Source organism: Streptomyces sp. NPDC052773, assembly GCF_044547145.1.
In the GTDB taxonomy this organism is placed as follows: domain Bacteria; phylum Actinomycetota; class Actinomycetes; order Streptomycetales; family Streptomycetaceae; genus Streptomyces.
Genome location: NZ_JBITZX010000008.1, coordinates 134,542 through 155,237 on the forward strand (window position 1 = coordinate 134,542; position 20,696 = coordinate 155,237).

Genomic DNA, 20,696 nt, shown 5'->3' on the forward strand with positions numbered 1-20,696 from the left:
CGGGACCGCCCGGTGCGTCACCTCGGGGATCCCGCCGCCCTCGGCCCCGGGCCCGCCGGAGTGTCAGTCCTCGCCAGTAGGGTGTGAGACATGGCCGACCCCTCCAGCTACCGCCCCAGGCCGGGAGACATCCCGGACTCCCCGGGGGTGTACAAGTTCCGGGACGAGCACCGCCGGGTGATCTACGTCGGAAAGGCGAAGAGCCTGCGCCAGCGCCTGGCGAACTACTTCCAGGACCTGGCGAACCTCCACCCGCGCACCCGCACCATGGTGACCACGGCGGCGTCCGTGGAGTGGACGGTGGTGTCCACGGAGGTCGAGGCGCTTCAGCTGGAGTACTCCTGGATCAAGGAGTTCGACCCCCGCTTCAACGTCAAGTACCGCGACGACAAGAGCTACCCGTATCTCGCGGTGACGATGAACGAGCAGTTCCCGCGCGTGCAGGTGATGCGCGGCCACAAGAAGAAGGGCGTGCGCTATTTCGGGCCGTACGCGCACGCGTGGGCCATCCGCGACACGGTCGACCTGCTGCTGCGCGTCTTCCCGGTGCGCACCTGCTCGGCCGGCGTCTTCAAGAACGCCGCCCGCACCGACCGCCCCTGCCTGCTCGGTTACATCGGCAAGTGCTCCGCCCCGTGCGTCGGCCGCATCTCCGCCGAGGACCACTGGGAGCTGGCGGACGAGTTCTGCGACTTCATGACCGGCCGGACGGGCACCTACCTCCGCCGGCTGGAGAAGCAGATGATGGAGGCGGCCGAGGAGCTGGAGTACGAGCGGGCGGCCCGGCTGCGCGACGACATCGAAGCCCTGAAGAAGGCCATGGAGAAGAACGCGGTCGTGCTCGCGGACGCGACCGACGCCGACCTGATCGCGGTCGCCGAGGACGAGTTGGAGGCGGCCGTGCAGATCTTCCACGTGCGCGGCGGCCGGGTCCGCGGCCAGCGCGGCTGGGTCACCGACAAGGTCGAGGAGATCACCACCGGCGCCCTGGTCGAGCACGCCCTGCAGCAGCTGTACGGCGAGGAGACCGGCGACGCCGTCCCCCGGGAGGTCCTGGTCCCCGCGCTGCCCGACCCGGTCGACCCCGTCCAGCAGTGGCTCACCGGCCGCCGCGGCTCCGGCGTCTCGCTGCGCATCCCGCAGCGCGGCGACAAGAAGGCCCTCATGGAGACCGTGCAGCGCAACGCCCAGCAGGCGCTCATGCTCCACAAGACCAAGCGGGCCTCCGACCTGACCACGCGCTCGCGCGCGCTGGAGGAGATCGCCGACGCCCTCGGCCTGGACAGCGCCCCGCTGCGGATCGAGTGCTACGACATCTCGCACCTCCAGGGCGAGGACGTGGTGGCCTCCATGGTCGTCTTCGAGGACGGCCTCCAGCGCAAGAGCGAGTACCGGCGGTTCCAGATCAAGGGCTTCGCGGGCCAGGACGACGTCCGTTCCATGCACGAGGTGATCACCCGCCGCTTCCGCCGCTATCTGGCCGAGAAGGAGAGGACGGGGGAGTGGGCCGAGGACGGCGACCCCGGCCTCGCGGGCGGCACCGACGCGGACCCGGCCCTCGAGAGGACCGGCGCCCGCACGGGGACCGGCGCCCACGGCCAGACCGGTGCCGTCGGCGAGACCGGCGCCCTCACGGAAACCGGCGCGCTCACCAAGACCGGCGCCCGCACGGACACCCTCGATGACGCTCTCGCCCTCACCGAGGACGACGGCCGCCCCAAGCGCTTCGCCTACCCGCCGCAGCTCGTCGTGGTCGACGGCGGCAAACCGCAGGTCGCTGCGGCCCAGCGGGCCCTGGACGAGCTGGGCATCGACGACATCGCCGTCTGCGGCCTCGCCAAGCGCCTGGAGGAGGTCTGGCTGCCCGGCGAGGACGACCCGGTGGTCCTGCCCCGTACCAGCGAGGGCCTGTATCTGCTCCAGCGCGTCCGCGACGAGGCCCACCGGTTCGCGATCACCTACCAGCGCAGCAAGCGCGCCAAACGCGTCCGGTCCAGCCCGCTGGACGACGTACCCGGCCTCGGCGCGACACGCAAGCAGGCGCTGATCAAGCACTTCGGTTCGGTGAAGAAGCTGCGATCCGCGACAATCGACCAGATCTGCGAGGTTCCCGGCATAGGCCGCAAGACGGCCGAGACGATCGCCGCGGCCCTGGCCCAGGCGGCTCCGGCCGCGCCCGCCGTCAACACGGCGACGGGAGAGATCATGGATGACGTGGAAGACGGGGCACCCGAGACGACGGCGGATGCCCCAGGGGAGCCCGTGCCCACGGGCGCCCCGGACGAGCGACGGGGGCAGGAGACATGACCGAGCACGAGACACACCCGACAGCGGGACCGGAACGCGCGGCCGGCGAGCCCGCCGCCCAGGCCTCCGCTCAGGAGACACCCGGGGCGACCGGCGCGGACCAGCCGCGTCAGGAAGCCCAGAGCAACGGAGCCCAGGTGACCAACGGCGCGGAGGCCACCGGGGTCCCCGAGGCGGCCATCCCCGAGCTGGTGATCATCTCCGGCATGTCCGGCGCCGGCCGCTCCACGGCCGCGAAGTGCCTGGAGGACCTCGGCTGGTTCGTCGTCGACAACCTGCCGCCCGCCCTCATCCCCACCATGGTGGAGCTGGGCGCCCGCTCGCAGGGGAACGTGGCGCGGATCGCGGTCGTCGTCGACGTGCGCGGCCGGCGCTTCTTCGACAATCTGCGCGAATCCCTGGCCGACCTCGACACGCGCGGCGTCACCCGGCGCATCGTCTTCCTGGAGTCCTCCGACGAGGCCCTGGTGCGCCGCTTCGAGTCGGTGCGCCGCCCGCACCCGCTCCAGGGCGACGGCCGGATCGTCGACGGCATCGCCGCCGAGCGCGAGCTGCTGCGCGAGCTGCGCGGCGACGCCGACCTGGTGATCGACACCTCCAGCCTCAACGTGCACGAGCTGCGCGCCAAGATGGACGCCCAGTTCGCCGGCGAGGAGGAGCCCGAGCTGCGGGCCACCGTGATGTCGTTCGGGTACAAGTACGGCCTGCCCGTCGACGCCGACCTCGTCGTCGACTGCCGCTTCCTGCCCAACCCGCACTGGGTCCCGGAGCTGCGCCCGTTCACCGGCCTGAACGAGGAGGTGTCGGGCTACGTCTTCAACCAGCCCGGCGCCAAGGAGTTCCTGGACCGGTACGCGGAACTGCTCCAGCTGATCGCGGCCGGCTACCGCCGCGAGGGCAAGCGCTATGTGACCATCGCGGTCGGCTGTACCGGCGGCAAGCACCGCTCGGTGGCCATGTCGGAGAAGCTGGCCGCGCGGCTCGCGGCCGAGGGCGTGGAGACGGTGGTCGTGCACCGGGACATGGGACGCGAATGACCGGACGTACTCCGCGGCTGAGCAGGCTGCGCCGGGCGCTCCCCGAGGGGCGCGGCGGCCGGTCCGCCGAGCCCCGTGGCGGCAGGGCGCGCCGGCGGGGCGCCCAGCCCAAGGTGGTCGCCCTCGGCGGCGGCATGGGCCTGTCCGCCTCGCTCGCCGCGCTGCGCCGGATCACCGGCGACCTCACCGCCGTCGTCACCGTGGCCGACGACGGCGGCTCCAGCGGGCGCCTGCGCGACGAGCTGGGCGTGCTGCCGCCCGGCGACCTGCGCAAGGCGCTGGCCGCGCTGTGCGGCGACGACGACTGGGGCCAGACCTGGGCCCGGGTCATCCAGCACCGCTTCCAGTCCGGCGGCGAGATGCACGGCCACGCGGTCGGCAACCTGCTGATCGTCGCCCTCTGGGAGCAGCTCGGCGACCACGTGCAGGCCCTGGACCTGGTGGGCCGGCTGCTCGGCGCGCAGGGCCGGGTGCTGCCCATGTCCGCCGTGCCGCTGGAGCTCCAGGCCCTGGTCAAGGGCCACGACCCGGAGCGGCCCGACGGCGTGGACACCGTCCGCGGCCAGGCCACGGTCGCCCTCACCCCCGGCGAGGTGCAGTCCGTGCACCTCGTCCCGCCCGACCCGCCCGCCGTCCCGGAGGCCGTCGAGGCCGTGCGGGACGCGGACTGGGTGGTGCTCGGCCCCGGCTCCTGGTTCTCCTCGGTGATCCCGCACCTGCTCGTGCCCGAGCTGCTGGACGCCCTCACCGAGACCAAGGCGCGACGGGTGCTCTCCCTGAACCTCGCTCCGCAGCCCGGGGAAACCGACGGCTTCTCCCCGCAGCGTCATTTGGAGGTTTTGGGACGACACGCCCCTAAACTCGCCCTGGACGTGGTGCTGGCCGACGAGGCCGCCGTGCCCGACCGCGACTCGCTGACCGACGCCGCCAAGCGTTTCGGGGCCGCGGTCGAGCTGGCGCCGGTGGCCCGGAGGGACGGATCTCCGCGGCACGATCCGGAGCTGCTGGCTGCCGCGTACGACCGTATTTTTCGGATGCATGGAAGGATCGGCCCATGGCGATGACGGCAGCGGTGAAGGACGAGATCTCCCGGCTCCCCGTCACCCGGACCTGCTGCAGGAAGGCGGAGGTCTCCGCCATTCTGCGGTTCGCCGGCGGCCTCCACCTGGTCAGCGGGCGCATCGTGATCGAGGCGGAGCTGGACACCGCGATGGCGGCCCGCCGGCTCAAGCGGGACATTCTGGAGATCTTCGGGCACAGCTCGGAGCTGATCGTGATGGCCCCGGGCGGGCTGCGGCGCGGCTCGCGGTACGTGGTGCGGGTGGTCGCGGGCGGTGACCAGCTGGCCCGGCAGACCGGGCTGGTGGACGGCCGGGGCCGCCCGATCCGTGGGCTCCCCCCGCAGGTGGTCTCGGGGGCCACCTGCGACGCGGAGGCGGCCTGGCGCGGCGCCTTCCTGGCGCATGGCTCGCTGACCGAGCCCGGCCGCTCCTCCTCCCTGGAGGTGACCTGCCCGGGTCCCGAGGCCGCGCTCGCCCTCGTCGGCGCCGCCCGCCGGCTCTCCATCGCGGCCAAGGCCCGCGAGGTGCGCGGTGTGGACCGCGTGGTGGTCCGCGACGGCGACGCGATCGGCGCCCTGCTCACCCGGCTCGGCGCCCATGAGTCGGTGCTGGCCTGGGAGGAGCGCCGGATGCGCCGGGAGGTGCGGGCCACCGCCAACCGCCTGGCCAACTTCGACGACGCCAACCTGCGCCGCTCCGCCCGCGCGGCCGTGGCCGCGGGTGCCCGCGTCCAGCGCGCCCTGGAGATCCTCGGCGACGATGTCCCCGAGCACCTCGCCGCGGCCGGCCGGCTGCGCATGGAGCACAAGCAGGCCTCCCTGGAGGAGCTGGGCGCGCTCGCCGACCCGCCGCTCACCAAGGACGCCGTGGCCGGCCGTATCCGCCGCCTGCTGGCGATGGCCGACAAGCGCGCCGCCGACCTGGGCATCCCGGGCACGGAGGCCAACCTCACCGAGGAACTGGCCGACAACCTGGCGGGTTGACGCGCCGTCAACCCCCTGTCCGCACGCCGGTGCCGACGTCCGAACGGGCGTCGGCACCGGCGTGTTCGCGTCCGCGTCCCGTCCCGGCGGCACCCTTGACTCGATCATGATCTGTCATGAGCCTGGCACCTATTCGTCGCTGTGGCGAACCACCAGCAGGGGGGTTCATGAGACACAGAGCGAGATCGATCCTCGCCATCGGCACGCTCCTGATCGGCGGAGCGAGCATCGCACCCATCGCCCAGGCACAGCACGGCAGTTCCTCGCGGCCCGACGCCGAGGAAGTCAAGGTCTTCCGTGCCGAGGTCACCAAGCAGCAGATCCCGCTGCTCCTCGCGGCCGGGCAGGACGCCCACGAACTCGGCGAGCAGGCCCCCGACCGGGGCACCGCCTCCGTCGAGGTCTACCTCACCGACAAGCAGGCCGCGCAGCTGGAGAAGAAGGGCGTCGACCTGCGGGAGCACACGCTCTCCGCGAAGTCACGCGCACGCGTGAACGCCGCCGGGGACGGCGTCTACCGCCCGTACAGCGGACCGGGCGGCCTCAAGGAGGAGATCCTGAAGGCCGGCCGGGACCACCCCGGCCTGACCAAGGTGGTCTCCATCGGCAAGACCCTCCAGGGGCAGGACATCCTCGCCCTGAAGCTCACCAAGAACGCGAAGAAGACCAAGGACGGCGCCAGGCCCTCCGTGCTGTACCTGTCCAACCAGCACGCCCGCGAGTGGATCACGCCGGAGATGACCCGCCGGCTGATGCACCACTACCTGGACAACTACCGCACCGACAAACGCATCAAGAGGATCGTCGACACCACCGAGCTGTGGTTCGTCATCTCCGCCAACCCCGACGGATACGACTTCACGCACGCCGCCGACGGCGACCGCCAGTGGCGCAAGAACATGCGGGACAACAACGGCGACGGCGCCATCACCATCGGCGACGGCGTCGACCTCAACCGCAACTTCGCCTACAAGTGGGGCTACGACGACGAGGGTTCCTCCCCGTACCCCACCAGCCAGACCTACCGCGGCCCCGGCCCGAACTCCGAGCCCGAGACCAAGGCCCTGGACGCCCTCCAGAAGCGCATCGGCTTCGAGTACGGCATCAACTACCACTCCGCCGCCGAGCTGATCCTCTACGGCGTCGGCTGGCAGGTCGCCACCGAGACCCCCGACGACGTGCTCTACAAGGCGCTCGCCGGCACCCCCGAGAAGCCGGCGATCCCGGGCTACCACCCGCAGGTCTCCTCCGAGCTGTACACCACCAACGGCGAGGCGGACGGCCACGCCGCCAACGTCAACGGCACGGCGATGTTCACCCCGGAGATGTCGACGTGCCAGACGGCGTCGAACGCCGACCCGGACGACGCCTGGAAGCCCGAGGACTGCGCGTCGATCTTCACCTTCCCGGACGACGAGAAGCTGATCCGGCAGGAGTTCGAGAAGAACATCCCGTTCGCGCTCTCCGTCGCCGAGTCCGCGGCCCGACCCGACCGGCCGAAGTCCTCGGTCGGCATGGCCGCCCCCGACTTCACCCCGGCGCCGTTCGCCACCTCCTACTCCCGCGGCGCCGACCAGGAGGTCTCCGTCATCGCCCGCAGGTCGGTGCGCGACAAGGAGCTGAAGTACCGCGTCAACGGCGGCCGCGTCCACGACATGGCCCTGCGCCCCTGGAAGGGCGGCGAGACCTACGGCGGCGAGGACAACCTGTACTTCGACGAGTACCGAGCGAAGGTCGCCGACGGCGAACCGGGCGACAAGGTCGAGGTCTGGTTCACCGGCGAGACCCGCTCCGGCAAGCCGGCCGAGAGCGAGCACTTCACCTACACCGTCGCCGAACGCCCCCGCGCGGACGTCCTCGTCGTCGCCGAGGAGGGGCAGCCCGCGACCCGCGCCCAGGCCTACGTGGACGCGCTGAAGGCCAACGGCGAGCGGGCCGCCGTCTGGGACGTGGCGAAGCAGGGCGCGCCCGACGCGCTCGGCGTCCTCGGCCACTTCGAGAAGGTCGTCCACTACACGGGCGCCGCGCGCCCCGGCAACGCCACCCAGCTCGAGCTGCGCGCCTACCTCAACGAGGGCGGCAAGCTGATCGAGGCGGGCGAGACGGCCGGCGGCTCCGTCGACCTCGGCGGCGGCACCCTGTCGAACGACTTCAGCCAGTACTACCTGGGCGCGTACACCCGTACGAGCCTGCCGCAGGCCACCCGCTTCGACGGCACCGGCGCGCTCGCGGACGCCCAGGCACCGCTCGGCGACGCCCCCGGCAACCCGCTGAACACGGCCGGCTCGTTCGGCGTCACCTCCGACGTGCTGCCCCCGCGGAAGTTCCCGCAGTTCGAGAGCGCGGGCGCCGGCCGGTACCCGGGCACGGTGAACCCGTACGGCCCGTACGAGGGCTCCTCCATGGCGGCGGTCACCCACTCCGACTACGCCTGGAACCGCCTCACCCGCACCGTGGACCTCACCGGTGTCAGCGCCTCCGAGAAGCCCACCCTGCGCACCCGCCTGCTGTGGGACACCGAGGAGGGCTACGACCACGTGGTCCTGGAGGCCCGTACGGCCGGCGGGGACGACTGGACCACGCTCCCGGAGGCGGGCGGCGCCACCTCCACCGCGGTGCCCGCCGAGTGCGAGGCCGGGTACTTCGTCCAGGCGCACCCCGCGCTCAAGCGGTATCTCACGGTCGGCGACGACGGGTGCGCGCCCACCGGGACAAGCGGCTCCTGGAACAGCCTCACCGGCGCCTCGGCCGGCTGGCAGGAGGTCTCCTTCGATCTCTCGGCGTACGCCGGGAAGACGGTGGAGCTGTCCCTGAGCCACATCACCGACCCCGGCTCCGGCGGGCGCGGCGTCCTCGCCGACAACGCCACCGTCGTCATCGGTGGCACGGCGGGCCCGACGGACGGCTTCGAGACGTCGCTGGGCGCCTGGAGCACCCCCGGCCCGCCCGCCGGGAGTCCCGCGGTGGTGAAGGACTGGGGCCTTTCCGGGGAACTGTTCCGGACGTACGGCGCGGTCACCACGGACGACACCGTGCTCCTGGGCTTCGGTCTGGAGCATGTCACCGGGGCGGCCGACCGTACCCGGCTGCTGGGCCGCGCACTCGACGCGCTGGACGACTGAAAACAGGCGGGCGCACCTGAGCGCGACGCGCCACAGTTGAGCCGGTCCGTACCCCTACTGGCGGGTACGGACCGGCGTGCCGTGTATGGGCCGTCTCGATGTCACCCCGGAGGCTTCGGGGAGGTAGGGTCGGAGGCGGTCGGGGACATCCCAAATAGAGCTCGCCGGCGACAACGGAGCCGGCGTACCAACGAGGAGATCGGTTCGTGACGATCCGCGTAGGCATCAACGGCTTTGGCCGCATCGGTCGTAACTACTTCCGCGCGCTGCTGGAGCAGGGTGCAGACATCGAGATCGTGGCTGTCAACGACCTGGGTGACACCGCGACCACCGCCCACCTGCTGAAGTACGACACCATCCTGGGCCGCCTCAAGCAGGAGGTGTCGCACACCGAGGACACCATCACCGTCGGCGACAAGACGATCAAGGTGCTGTCGGAGCGCAACCCCGCCGACATCCCGTGGGGCGAGCTGGGCGTCGACATCGTCATCGAGTCGACCGGCATCTTCACCAAGAAGGAAGACGCCGAGAAGCACATCGCTGGCGGCGCCAAGAAGGTCATCATCTCCGCCCCGGCGAAGAACGAAGACGTCACCATCGTCATGGGCGTCAACCACGACACCTACGACCCGGCGAACCACCACGTCATCTCCAACGCCTCCTGCACCACCAACTGTGTGGCGCCGATGGCGAAGGTCCTCGACGAGAACTTCGGCATCGTCAAGGGCCTGATGACGACGGTGCACGCGTACACGAACGACCAGCGCATCCTGGACTTCCCGCACAAGGACCTGCGCCGCGCCCGTGCCGCCGCCGAGAACATCATCCCGACCACCACCGGTGCCGCCAAGGCCACCGCGCTGGTGCTGCCGCAGCTCAAGGGCAAGCTGGACGGCATGGCCATGCGCGTCCCGGTCCCGACCGGCTCGGTCACCGACCTCGTCGTCGAGCTGTCCCGCGAGGTCACCAAGGAAGAGATCAACGCCGCCTTCCAGAAGGCCGCCGAGGGCGAGCTGAAGGGCATCCTCGAGTACACCGAGGACGAGATCGTCTCCTCCGACATCGTCAACGCCCCGGCGTCCTGCACCTTCGACTCCTCCCTGACCATGGTCCAGGAGGGCAAGAACGTGAAGGTCATCGGCTGGTACGACAACGAGTGGGGCTACTCCAACCGCCTCGTCGACCTGACGGTCTTCGTCGGCAACCAGCTCTGACCGGCTGAAGCAGGCACCTTGACGTGAGAACAGGGCTCGGGCCAGGCGCGAGGACGCGCGGCCCGAGCCCTGACTCACGTCGCGACCGGCCTCCCTCTCTAGGATCAGGCCTGGTCATCGGTCACGAGCCATCCGGTCACGAGCAGTACGAGCCTCCTCAGGAGTCCCCTGACATGAAGACGATCGACGAACTCCTCGCCGACGGGGTCGCGGGCAAGCGGGTCTTCGTCCGCGCCGACCTCAACGTGCCGCTGGACGGCACCACCATCACCGACGACGGCCGTATCCGCGCGGTGCTGCCCACCGTCAAGGCCCTCGCCGAGGCGGGCGCCCGCGTGGTCGTCGCCTCGCACCTCGGCCGCCCCAAGGGCGCCCCGGACCCCGCCTTCTCGCTCGCCCCGGCCGCCGCCCGGCTCGGGGAACTCCTCGGCGCGGACGTCGCCTTCGCCACCGACACCGTCGGCGAGTCCGCCCAGGCCGTCGTCGCGGGCCTCGCCGACGGACAGGTCGCCGTCATCGAGAACCTGCGCTTCAACGCGGGCGAGACGTCCAAGGACGACGCCGAGCGCGGCGCCTTCGCCGAACAGCTCGCCGCCCTCGCCGACGTCTACGTGGGCGACGGCTTCGGCGCCGTGCACCGCAAGCACGCCTCGGTGTTCGACCTGCCGAAGCAGCTCCCGCACTACGCCGGCCACCTCATCGCCACCGAGGTCGGCGTCCTGAAGAAGCTCACCGAGGACGTCCAGCGGCCGTACGTCGTCGCCCTCGGCGGCGCCAAGGTCTCCGACAAGCTCGCCGTCATCGACCAGCTCCTCGGCAAGGCCGACCGCCTGCTCATCGGCGGCGGCATGGCCTACACCTTCCTCAAGGCCAAGGGCCACGAGGTCGGCCAGTCTCTCCTCCAGGAGGACCAGATCCCGGTCGTCAAGGAGTACATGGAGCGCGCCGAGAAGAACGGCGTCGAGCTGGTCCTGCCGGTGGACGTCCTGGCCGCGACCGACTTCCCGGACCTGAAGACGAAGGCCCCGGCCAACCCCACCACCGTCGCCGCGGACGCCATCCCCGCCGACAAGGAGGGCCTGGACATCGGTCCGGAGACCCGCAAGCTGTACGCCTCGAAGCTCGCCGACGCCGCCACCGTCTTCTGGAACGGCCCCATGGGCGTCTTCGAGCACCCCGACTACGCCGAGGGCACCAAGGCGGTCGCCCAGGCCCTCATCGACGCCCCGGGCTTCACCGTGGTCGGCGGCGGCGACTCCGCCGCGGCCGTCCGCACCCTGGGCTTCGACGAGAACGCATTCGGCCACATCTCGACCGGCGGCGGCGCCTCCCTCGAATACCTCGAGGGCAAGACGCTCCCCGGCCTCGCCGCACTGGAGGACTGACCTAGATGAGCACGCGCACGCCGCTGATGGCGGGCAACTGGAAGATGAACCTCAACCACCTCGAGGCCATCGCGCACGTCCAGAAGCTCGCCTTCGCCCTGGCCGACAAGGACTACGAGGCCGTCGAGGTCGCCGTCCTGCCGCCCTTCACCGACCTGCGCTCCGTGCAGACCCTGGTCGACGGCGACAAGCTGAAGATCAAGTACGGCGCCCAGGACATCTCGGCGCACGACTCCGGCGCCTACACCGGCGAGATCTCCGGCCCGATGCTGGCCAAGCTGAAGTGCACCTACGTGGCGATCGGCCACTCCGAGCGCCGCCAGTACCACGGCGAGACGGACGAGATCGTCAACGCCAAGGTCAAGGCCGCCTTCAAGCACGGACTGACCCCGATCATGTGCGTCGGCGAGGAGCTGGAGGTCCGCGAGGCCGGCAACGCCGTCCCGCACACCCTGGCCCAGGTCGAGGGCGGCCTGAAGGACGTCCCGGCCGACCAGGCCGAGACCATCGTGATCGCCTACGAGCCGGTGTGGGCCATCGGCACCGGCAAGGTCTGCGGCGCCGAGGACGCCCAGGAGGTCTGCGCCGCCATCCGTGGCAAGATCGCCGAGCTGTACTCGCAGGACGTGGCCGACAAGGTCCGCGTCCAGTACGGCGGCTCCGTCAAGGCCGGCAACGTCGCCGAGATCATGGCGCAGGCCGACATCGACGGCGCGCTGGTCGGCGGCGCCTCGCTGGACGCCGACGAGTTCGTCAAGATCGTGCGCTTCCGCGACCAGTGAGTATGCGGTAGCGGCGTAACGTCGTACCCTTGCGGGGGCCGGCAGTAGTCTGTCGGCCCCCGTCGTCCATCCGAAGCCGAGGAAGTTGGTCCAGCCGTGATTATGGGGTTCTCGATCGCCCTGATCGTCTTCAGCCTGCTGCTGATGCTGCTGGTGCTGATGCACAAGGGGAAGGGCGGCGGCCTCTCCGACATGTTCGGTGGCGGCATGCAGTCCTCCGTCGGCGGCTCCTCGGTCGCCGAACGCAACCTCGACCGCATCACCGTCGTGGTCGGTCTGCTCTGGTTCGCCTGCATTGTCGTGCTCGGCATCATGATGAAGGTCGGCTGACGCCCGCCAGAGCGATCCGGTGACCGACCGGCATCCCGCAGGTCAGCACGATTCCGCACGTAACGCCCCATGTACGGTACGCGCCTTCGAGCGCGGCCTATCATGGGGCGTGCGTCTGTGTGTGGGGTCTGTAACTCCAATCACTGGACGCGCGTTGGGCCTTACGTAGACTGGGGCGCTCGCAGCGAAGCGAAACGCCGACGCGCTTCGCGGCACCATCACGCAGGGAGTTACGACCGTGGCAAGTGGCAACGCGATCCGAGGAAGCCGGGTCGGGGCGGGGCCGATGGGCGAGGCTGAGCGCGGCGAGTCCGCGCCGCGTCTGCGCGTCTCCTTCTGGTGCTCCAACGGGCACGAGACGCAGCCGAGCTTCGCCAGCGACGCGCAGGTTCCCGACACCTGGGACTGCCCGCGCTGCGGCTTCCCGGCCGGACAGGACCGGGACAACCCGCCGGCCCCGCCGCGCACCGAGCCCTACAAGACGCACCTCGCGTACGTCCGGGAGCGGCGCAGCGACGCGGACGGCGAGGCGATCCTCGCCGAGGCGCTCGCCAAACTGCGAGGCGAGATCTAGGACATGACGACCGGCCGGGCACCGAGACAGGTGCCTGGCCGGAGCCGTCTTTCCCGGCCTGCCGCCGACCGCTCGCGGACCGATTGTCAGTGGTGCCCTCTACGGTTCTCTCATCGGGCGAATCGTGAGGGGGAATCGTGGCGACGGCAGAGACGGCGGGTGCGCGCGCGCCCGCCTGGCGCGGGGGGTTCGGGCGGCTGTGGAGCGCCGCGGTGCTCTCCTCCTTCGGGGATTCCCTGCGCACGGCCGCTCTGCCACTGCTCGCCGTGACGCTGACGGACCGGCCGTTGCTGGTCGCCTCGGTGACCGCCTGCGGCTATCTGCCCTGGCTCGTCTTCGGGCTGCTCGGCGGCGCCGTCGCCGACCGCGTGGACCAGCGGCGCGCGATGTGGACGGTGGACGCGGTACGCGGGCTGCTGGTCGCGGGTTTGGCGGTCGCCGTCGCCCTCGGTCACGCCTCCATCGCCCTGCTGATCGCGCTGGCCGTCGCCCTCACCACCCTGCAGACCCTCTTCGACAACGCCGCCACCGCCCTGCTGCCCGCCCTGGTGGACCATGAGGCCCTCGGCAGCGCGAACGCCCGCCTGATGACCGGCCAGCGCATCGCGGGCGGCCTGCTGGGCGGGCCCGCCGCACCACTGCTGCTCACCGCCGGGGCCGCCGTACCGTTCGCGGCGGACGCCGCGACCTTCCTCCTCGCCGCCGCACTCGTGGCCTCGCTGCGGACCGGCGGCGCCGAGCGGGAGCCCAGACCCGCGGGCAGCACCCTGCGGCGGGAGATCGCGGACGGACTGCGCACCCTGTGGCGCGACCGCGCGCTGCGAGCGCTGTGCGCCGCCACCACCCTGTGCAACATCGGCATGGGCGCCCTCATCGCCACCCTGGTGGTCCTCGTGACCGGTTGGCTGGACGCGGGCACCGCGGGATACGCGGCGGCGGCCACCGCGTACACCGTCGGCAACCTGGCCGGGGCTGCGGTCAACCACCGGCTCGTCGCCCGGGCGGGACGCCTGCGGGCGGTGCTGCTCGCCGGGGCCGTGCAGATCGCCGCGCTCGTCGTGATGGGCTCGGTGCGCAGTCTGGTCGCCGTGGTGGCCGCCATGGCCGTCTTCGGACTCATGGGCGTGGTGTGGAACGTCAACACCACGACGCTGATGCAGCAGCGCAGCCCCGCCGGGATGCTCGGACGCGTCAGCTCCGCCTTCCGCACCCTCGCCGTCGCCGGGGCACCGCTGGGCGCGCTGCTCGGCGGAGCCGCCGCCACCGCCTGGGGGCTCAACACGCCCGCGCTGCTCGCCGCCGCCTTCTTCGTCCTCTCCGTCACCGCGTTGATACCGGCGCGCAAGGCGGACGTACCCGTTGTTGCGCCGGACGACGCCGCCACGGCGGTTCACACCCCGCGCTGATCAATTAGGTTGGAACGGCTGGAACAGGCACGAAAGAAGGCTGACGTCGGACATGAACGCAGACGGCCGTACCAGGCTCAACCAGACGCCCGAGTGGACCGCTCTGGCCAAGCACCGCAAGGAGCTCGGCGAGGTGCGGCTGCGGGAGCTGTTCGCCGCCGATCCCGGGCGCGGCAGCGGATACACGCTCCAGGTCGGCGACCTGCACATCGACTACTCCAAGCACCTCGTCACCGACGAGACCCTGCGGCTGCTGCGCGAGCTGGCCGCCGCGACCGACGTGTTCGGGCTGCGGGACGCCATGTTCCGCGGTGAGCGGATCAACACGACGGAAGACCGGGCGGTGCTGCACACCGCGCTGCGCGCGCCGCGCGACGCGGTGATCGAGGTCGACGGCGAGAACGTCGTGCCCGGGGTGCACGCGGTGCTCGACAGGATGGCCGCCTTCGCCGAGCGGGTCCGCTCCGGTGAGTGGACGGGTCACACGGGCAAGCGGATCCGCAACGTCGTCAACATCGGCATCGGCGGCTCCGACCTCGGCCCCGCCATGGCGTACGAGGTGCTGCGCAGCTACACGGCGCGCGATCTGACGGTCCGTTTCGTCTCCAACGTCGACGGTGCGGACCTGCACGAGGCGATCCGCGACCTGGACGCGTCCGAGACGCTGTTCATCGTCGCGTCGAAGACCTTCACCACCATCGAGACGGTCACCAACGCCACCTCGGCCCGCAACTGGCTGCTGCGCGAGCTGAACGCCGGGCAGGACGCGGTGGCGAAGCACTTCGTGGCGCTGTCGACGAACGCCGAGAAGGTGGCGGAGTTCGGCATCGACACGGCGAACATGTTCGAGTTCTGGGACTGGGTCGGCGGGCGGTACTCGTACGACTCGGCGATCGGTCTGTCCCTGATGATCGCCATCGGCCCGGACCGCTTCCGGGAGATGCTGGACGGCTTCCGCATCGTCGACGAGCACTTCCGCACCGCGCCTCCGGAGGCCAACGCGCCGCTGCTGCTGGGCCTGCTGGGCATCTGGTACAACAACTTCCACGACGCGCAGTCGCACGCCGTCCTGCCGTACAGCCACTACCTGTCGAAGTTCACGGCGTACCTCCAGCAGCTGGACATGGAGTCCAACGGCAAGTACGTCGGCCGGGACGGGCGGGAGGTCGACTGGCAGACCGGGCCGGTGGTGTGGGGCACGCCCGGCACCAACGGCCAGCACGCGTACTACCAGCTCATCCACCAGGGCACCAAGCTGATCCCGGCGGACTTCATCGGCTTCGCCGAGCCGGTCGCCGAACTGGACGACGAGCTGAAGGCGCAGCACGACCTGCTGATGGCCAACTTCTTCGCCCAGACGCAGGCGCTGGCGTTCGGCAAGACGCCCGACGAGGTGCGGGCCGAGGGCGTCCCGGAGGAACTGGTCGCGCACAAGACGTTCAAGGGCGGCCACCCGACGACCACCATCCTCGCGCGTGAGCTGACCCCGTCGGTGCTGGGCCAGCTCGTCGCCCTCTACGAGCACAAGGTGTTCGTGCAGGGCGCCGTGTGGAACATCGACTCGTTCGACCAGTGGGGCGTCGAGCTGGGCAAGGTCCTCGCCAAGCGGGTCGAGCCGGCGCTGACCGAGGGTGCCGACGTGCCGGGTCTCGATCCGTCCACCAAGGCGCTGGTCGCCAAGTACCGGGAGCTGCGCGGCCGGAGCTGACGGGTCGCGGCGACGGTCGCGGTGACGGGAAGTGGCGGGCGCGTGGGTCCCCGCTTCCCGTAGACTCCCCGACGATCATGAGCACGATCGCTCGGGGGAGCACAACGTGACGACAGCACAGGGGAGTTGGACGGGCGGCACCCTGACGCCACGGGACCTGCTGCGGCCGAAGGAGGTGGCCCGGGCGGTGTTCCACCCGGTCTGGATCCCGGAGTCGCTGGACCCGGCGGTGGACACGCTCAAGCGGATACGGCTGATCGCCGGGACGATCGCCGCGGTCGGCGTCTACACCTTCGTCGAGGGCGGGTTCGCCTTCGACGAGGTGCTGGAGAACATGCTCACGGCCTCCGCCGTGCTGCTGTTCATCACCCCGCTGACGGTCGCCGTGATGCTCTACGTCTGGCGGCGCGGCGGCACGGTGCGGGCGATGAGAGTGCCGCTGCTGAACTCGCTGAAACTGCTGCTGGCGTTCGTCGGCACCATCGTCCTCACCGTCTTCGTGTGGCGGCTGGCGGGCGGCGCCGGCTTCCTCGCGCTGCTGCTGGTCCCGGCGGCGCTGTGGCTGACCGTTGTCGTGATCCGCGGCGCGGTGCACGTCTCCGGCAACTTCTTCGGCACCGCGGGCGTCCACCGCTGTCTCCCGCCGCTGCTGGCCACGGTGACGACCTGGCTGATGGCGATCCCCGACCTGGCGACCGGCGATCTGCACGGCCTGAGCCTCACCATGGGCGTCGTGTTCATCCTGGGCGCGCCGCTGACGGTCACCGGGATCGCCCTGCTGGAGATGGGCCGCCTCAAGCAGCGCTACGGCATCCGCCTGGCCGCCCACCCGGCCACCCTGCCCCGCGTGCCGGGCCCGCCGCCCGCGATGCCGCCCATGCCGCCGACGGCCCCGCCGTACGTCCCGCAGCAGGGGAACCCGTACGGCAACGCACCGCACGCGAACGCGCCGTACGGCAACGCGCCGTACGCACCGCCCCACGGCAACCCCTACGGGGCGTCGCCCCAGGGGAATCCGTACGGCAACCCGTACGCGCCCCCGGCGGGCCACCCGTACGCGCCCCCGGCGGGCCACCCGTACGCGCCTCCGCCGGGCAACCCCTACGGCGGCAGGCCCTACGGCCCGGGACCCCAGGCCGGCTGAGCCGATCCCTCCTCGCGTCGGGGCCCGGGTTCAGGCCACCGCGCTCAGCGTGTCCGCCAGCCTGCGGCGGGCCGCGCGGGACGCCGGGAGCGCGGCGAGGGCCGCGGCGCCCACCACGGCGGCCGTGCCGAGCAGCACCAGCAGCCCGGGGGAGGGCCCCTGCGCGATGCCGGCGCCGATGCCGCTCGACCTGCCCTGGGCGTCGATCAGCCAGTGCGCGAGCGGCAGCCCGAGGGCCGTGGCGAGGACGACGGCCGTGAGGGCGGTGCAGCCGGTGGCCGTCACGGTGATCGCGGTGATCTGGCGCGGGGACAGCCCGATCGCCTTCAGGGCGAGCAGATCGCGCTCGCCCTCGCGGACGGTGCCGCCGATCGCGGTCAGCAGTTCGATCAGCCCGATGAGGGCGAGCACGGCGACCAGCCCCAGGACGACGCCGCGCAGCGGGGAGAGACCGTCGGCCGGGTTGGTCACGGTGTGCACGTCCAGATGGCCCCGCCCGGCCGAGGCGAGACGGTCGGCGACCTCGCGCGGGTCGGCACCCGGGTCCAGGCGCAGCTGGTAGAGGCTCGGGCGCAGTCCGGGGTCGTTCTCGCGAAGGGTGTCGAGGGACGTGGAGACGACCCGGCCGGCGTTCTCCGGTTCGATGCTGCGGCCGACGATGTGCAGGATCTGCGGCCGGTCCCCGACGGTCATCCGCACCCAGTCGCCGACCCGCACGTCCAGCAGGTCGAGCAGCCCCTGCCCGGCCACCGCCTCGTCGGGCCCGTGCGCGGCGCGGCCCTCGGCGAGGGCGTACGGGTAGGGCTCGGCGCGGGTGCCGAGGCCGCGCAGGGCGATGGTCGCGGTCTGGCCCGGGACCAGCGCGGCCACCTCGACGCCCGGGTAGGCGGCGGCGACCTGCGGGTCGCGTTCCAGCAGCGCGCGGGCGTCCCGGTCGCTCAGCCCGGCGTCCGCCCGCACGGTGAGCGCGGCCGGCAGGCCGATCCGCTCCGGGCTGCGGTGGAACCGGTCGATGGTGGTCCACGCGCTCATCGCGACCACGATCAGCAGCAGTGGCAGCGCGAGCCGCGCCACCGTGCCCAGCGAGCGGGGCCGCCGGGCGAACGCCCGGTGCCAGCCCAGCACCAGCGCGGGCGGCACCCGGGTCCCCAGGGCCCGGCGCGCAAGCCCCGGCAGCCGTCCGCCCGGCGACGCCGAGGGCCGCGGCACCGGCACCGGCGGCACCCGGCCGGCCCGCCACGCGGCGAGCCCGGTGGTCGCGCCGATGAACAGCACCGCGGCGACCGGGATCGCGACGAGCGCGGCGGTGTGTCCGGGCAGCCCCTGCCACACGCCGACCGCGTCCCCGAGCCGCCCCGGCACCCGGCTGCCCAGCGTCTCGATGAGCGCCGCCGCGGCCAGGGCGCCCAGCACGGCGTACGCCAGATGCTGGAGGAGGAAGATCCGGACGACCTGGCCGGGGGTGAAGCCGATCGCCTTCAGGACGGAGATGTCCCGCAGATGGCCGCGGATGCGGGTGCCGATGGCGCCGTGCACGGCGAACCCGGCGGCGATCAGCGCACCCAGCCCGAACAGGCCCAGGACCTGCCCGAGCAGCCGGTTGTCGCCCTGTGCCTCGGCGCGGGCCTGCTGCCAGGTGGAGACCTCGCCGATCGCTCCGGCGCCCAGTACGGTCACCGCGCGCTGGACGGCGTACTCGGTGTCCGAGGGGTCCGTCAGCCGCAAGCCGATGACCTGGGCCTCCGGGCCGGGCAGCGCGGACGGCAGCGCCCAGACCAGGCCGGGCCGCTCGCCCGGCCGGTAGCGCGGCTCGGCGCTGTCGGCGACGCCGACGACGGTCAGCCGCCGCCCGGTCCCGGGCAGGGTCAGGGTGTCGCCCGGCTCGGCGAGCAGGGCGCGGGCGAGGTGGCTCTCCAGGACCACGCCGTCCGGGGCGGCCGGGTCCAGCCAGCGCCCGGCGGTGAGCAGCGGGCGGCCCACGGCCGGGGCCTCGGCGGAGCTGCCGCGCAGTTCGACGGAGGCGCGGCTGCCGCGCGAGGCGACGGTGACGGCGTCGGTGCGGTAGGGGCCGGCGACGGACTCCACGCCGTCCAGGCCGGTCAGCCGCCCGGTGTCGGCGGCCTCGTCGACATGGAGCCACACATGGGCGCCGCGCGCCTGGGTGAACACCCGCTGCCAGGGATTGGTGGCGTACCCGAACAGGGCCGTGGCCAGCAGCAGCGAGACGACGATGCCCGCGGTGGCGAGGACCAGGAACACCGCCTCGCCGCGGTGTGCGCGCAGATCGGAGTGCGCCCAGCGCAGGGTGGCTCGCACGGGCCTCAGCCCCCGGCCGCGCAGTGGTCGTGCACCGGCATGTCAGTCCTTCAGCTCCAGCACACCGGATATCCCGGAGCGGCGCGGTGGGGCGCCGCCGTCCAGTCGCGCGTCGTCGGCGATCCGCCCGTCGAAGAAGCTGATCACCCGGTCCGCGGCGCTCGCCAGCCGGGCGTCGTGCGTGACCAGCAGGATCGTCTGGCCGCGCTGGTGGAAGCGGGACAGCAGCCGCATCACCTCGCGGGTGCCCTTGCTGTCGAGGCTGCCCGCGGGTTCGTCGGCCAGCAGCAGCGGGGGGTGGTTGACCAGGGCGCGGGCCAGCGCGACGCGCTGCTGCTCGCCGCCGGACAACTCCCCGGGCATGCTGCGCTCCTTGCCCGCGAGGCCCAGCTCGGCCAGCAGCTCCTCGCGCTCGGCGCGGGCCCGCTTCGGCGGGACGCCGGCGAGCAGGGCGGGCAGTTCGACGTTGTCGGCGACGGACAGGTTCGACACCAGGTTGAAGAACTGGAAGACGATCCCGATCCGCCGGCGCCGCTCCACCGCCCAGCGGGCCTCGCTCCAGGCGTCCGTGGACTCGCCGTCCAGCCGGATGGAGCCCGCGTCCGGTCGCTGGAGCCCGCCGAGCAGATGCAGCAGCGTCGACTTCCCGGCGCCGGACGGGCCGGTGATCGCGACGAACTCGCCGCGCCGCACGGACAGGTCGACGCCGCGCACGGCGTGGGCGGGCGCGCCCTCGCCGTGGTGGGTCTTCACCAGGCCCTCGGCGCACAGCACGGGAGCGGAACCGTCGTTCACTCCAGCTCCTCCAGCTCTTCCTGGCACCTCTCCAGCCAGTCGAGGTCGGCCTGGAGATGCAGCATCGCGCCCTCGATCAGCAGATGGGCGATGCGGTTGTCGCGGTCTTCGGCGGCGGCCAGCTTCGAGAGCTGCCGCATGGTGTTCAGATACTGGCGCCGCTGCTTGTTGATCAGGGCGATCTGGTCGGCGAGGCCGGTCTGGGGGGCGAGGGCCAGTTTCATGAAGAACTCGTCCCGCACCCGCGGCTCGTCCTCGGGCTCCTCGAACCAGGCGCGCAGCTCCTCCCGCCCGGTCTCGGTGAGGTGGTAGACCTTCTTGTTGGGCCGGCTCGACTGCTCGACGTCCTCGCCCTCGATCAGTCCCTGCTTCTCGAGGCGGCCGAGGGTGACGTAGATCTGGCCGACGTTCGGCTGAGGGTACGCGGACCCCAGCAGTTGCTCAAGGTCCTGCTTCAGCTCGTAGCCGTGGGCCGGGCCGCGTGCGAGGAGTGCCAGGAGGGGCAGGCGCACTCGTGCAGTCCTCCTGTCCT

At 72.0% G+C, this 20,696-nt stretch carries 16 protein-coding genes; 13 read left to right on the top strand and 3 right to left on the bottom strand.

All coding sequences use genetic code 11. The features are described from left to right. Positions 1 to 90 precede the first annotated feature (90 nt). The 13 genes from uvrC (at position 91) to ACIG0D_RS19625 (ending at position 17,053) form a co-directional block, all read left to right on the top strand. Positions 91 to 2,307 carry an excinuclease ABC subunit UvrC gene (gene uvrC, locus ACIG0D_RS19565; protein ID WP_399802248.1) on the top strand — a complete coding sequence of 739 codons (2,217 nt, stop codon included), beginning with the start codon at positions 91 to 93 and terminating at the stop codon, positions 2,305 to 2,307. Continuing rightward, the gene (gene rapZ / locus ACIG0D_RS19570) at positions 2,304 to 3,344 is read left to right on the top strand and encodes an RNase adapter RapZ (RefSeq protein WP_399802251.1); all 1,041 of its coding nucleotides are present in this window, start codon (positions 2,304 to 2,306) and stop codon (positions 3,342 to 3,344) included. The genes uvrC and rapZ overlap by 4 nt, the downstream gene beginning before the upstream one ends. Next, positions 3,341 to 4,408 (top strand): uridine diphosphate-N-acetylglucosamine-binding protein YvcK, encoded by a 1,068-nt coding sequence (gene yvcK / locus ACIG0D_RS19575; protein ID WP_399802253.1) that lies wholly within the window; start codon positions 3,341 to 3,343, stop codon positions 4,406 to 4,408. The genes rapZ and yvcK overlap by 4 nt, the downstream gene beginning before the upstream one ends. Beyond that, positions 4,399 to 5,388 (top strand): DNA-binding protein WhiA, encoded by a 990-nt coding sequence (whiA, locus tag ACIG0D_RS19580; protein WP_043499846.1) that lies wholly within the window; start codon positions 4,399 to 4,401, stop codon positions 5,386 to 5,388. The genes yvcK and whiA overlap by 10 nt, the downstream gene beginning before the upstream one ends. Before the next feature lie 167 nt (positions 5,389 to 5,555). Continuing rightward, on the top strand, positions 5,556 to 8,510 hold the full coding sequence (locus ACIG0D_RS19585) for a M14 family zinc carboxypeptidase (protein ID WP_399802258.1): 2,955 nt from the start codon (positions 5,556 to 5,558) through the stop codon (positions 8,508 to 8,510). 206 nt (positions 8,511 to 8,716) lie between these two features. Beyond that, positions 8,717 to 9,724 (top strand): type I glyceraldehyde-3-phosphate dehydrogenase, encoded by a 1,008-nt coding sequence (gap, locus tag ACIG0D_RS19590; RefSeq protein WP_365766519.1) that lies wholly within the window; start codon positions 8,717 to 8,719, stop codon positions 9,722 to 9,724. Positions 9,725 to 9,897: 173 nt separating this feature from the next. Continuing rightward, positions 9,898 to 11,109, top strand: coding sequence for a phosphoglycerate kinase (locus tag ACIG0D_RS19595; protein WP_399802261.1), 1,212 nt, complete (start codon positions 9,898 to 9,900; stop codon positions 11,107 to 11,109). A gap of 5 nt (positions 11,110 to 11,114) precedes the next feature. Next, the gene (gene tpiA, locus ACIG0D_RS19600) at positions 11,115 to 11,891 is read left to right on the top strand and encodes a triose-phosphate isomerase (RefSeq protein ID WP_399802263.1); all 777 of its coding nucleotides are present in this window, start codon (positions 11,115 to 11,117) and stop codon (positions 11,889 to 11,891) included. A gap of 102 nt (positions 11,892 to 11,993) precedes the next feature. Further along, complete coding sequence (secG, locus tag ACIG0D_RS19605) at positions 11,994 to 12,221, top strand: preprotein translocase subunit SecG (protein ID WP_399802265.1); 228 nt, start codon at positions 11,994 to 11,996, stop codon at positions 12,219 to 12,221. A 238-nt stretch (positions 12,222 to 12,459) separates the two neighbouring features. Beyond that, positions 12,460 to 12,795, top strand: a complete 336-nt coding sequence (locus ACIG0D_RS19610) for an RNA polymerase-binding protein RbpA (protein WP_129797281.1) — start codon at positions 12,460 to 12,462, stop codon at positions 12,793 to 12,795. A gap of 137 nt (positions 12,796 to 12,932) precedes the next feature. After that, the gene (locus tag ACIG0D_RS19615) at positions 12,933 to 14,201 is read left to right on the top strand and encodes an MFS transporter (RefSeq protein WP_399802268.1); all 1,269 of its coding nucleotides are present in this window, start codon (positions 12,933 to 12,935) and stop codon (positions 14,199 to 14,201) included. A gap of 52 nt (positions 14,202 to 14,253) precedes the next feature. After that, a complete protein-coding gene (pgi, locus tag ACIG0D_RS19620) occupies positions 14,254 to 15,909 on the top strand; it encodes a glucose-6-phosphate isomerase (RefSeq protein WP_399802272.1) in 1,656 nt (551 codons plus the stop codon). Between the two features lie 106 nt (positions 15,910 to 16,015). Next, entirely contained in the window at positions 16,016 to 17,053 is a 1,038-nt protein-coding gene (locus ACIG0D_RS19625) for a hypothetical protein (RefSeq protein ID WP_399802275.1), read from the top strand. Positions 17,054 to 17,083: 30 nt separating this feature from the next. Here the strand turns inward: ACIG0D_RS19625 and ACIG0D_RS19630 are convergent, their stop codons facing one another. From ACIG0D_RS19630 to ACIG0D_RS19640, 3 genes are read right to left on the bottom strand one after another with little or no spacing between them, the layout of a single operon-like run. Continuing rightward, entirely contained in the window at positions 17,084 to 19,369 is a 2,286-nt protein-coding gene (locus ACIG0D_RS19630) for an ABC transporter permease (RefSeq protein WP_399802278.1), read from the bottom strand. A gap of 42 nt (positions 19,370 to 19,411) precedes the next feature. After that, complete coding sequence (locus ACIG0D_RS19635) at positions 19,412 to 20,164, bottom strand: ABC transporter ATP-binding protein (RefSeq protein WP_399802281.1); 753 nt, start codon at positions 20,162 to 20,164, stop codon at positions 19,412 to 19,414. Further along, entirely contained in the window at positions 20,161 to 20,676 is a 516-nt protein-coding gene (locus tag ACIG0D_RS19640; protein WP_365762074.1) for a PadR family transcriptional regulator, read from the bottom strand. Before ACIG0D_RS19640 ends, ACIG0D_RS19635 begins: the two co-directional genes overlap by 4 nt. Positions 20,677 to 20,696: the final 20 nt, after the last annotated feature.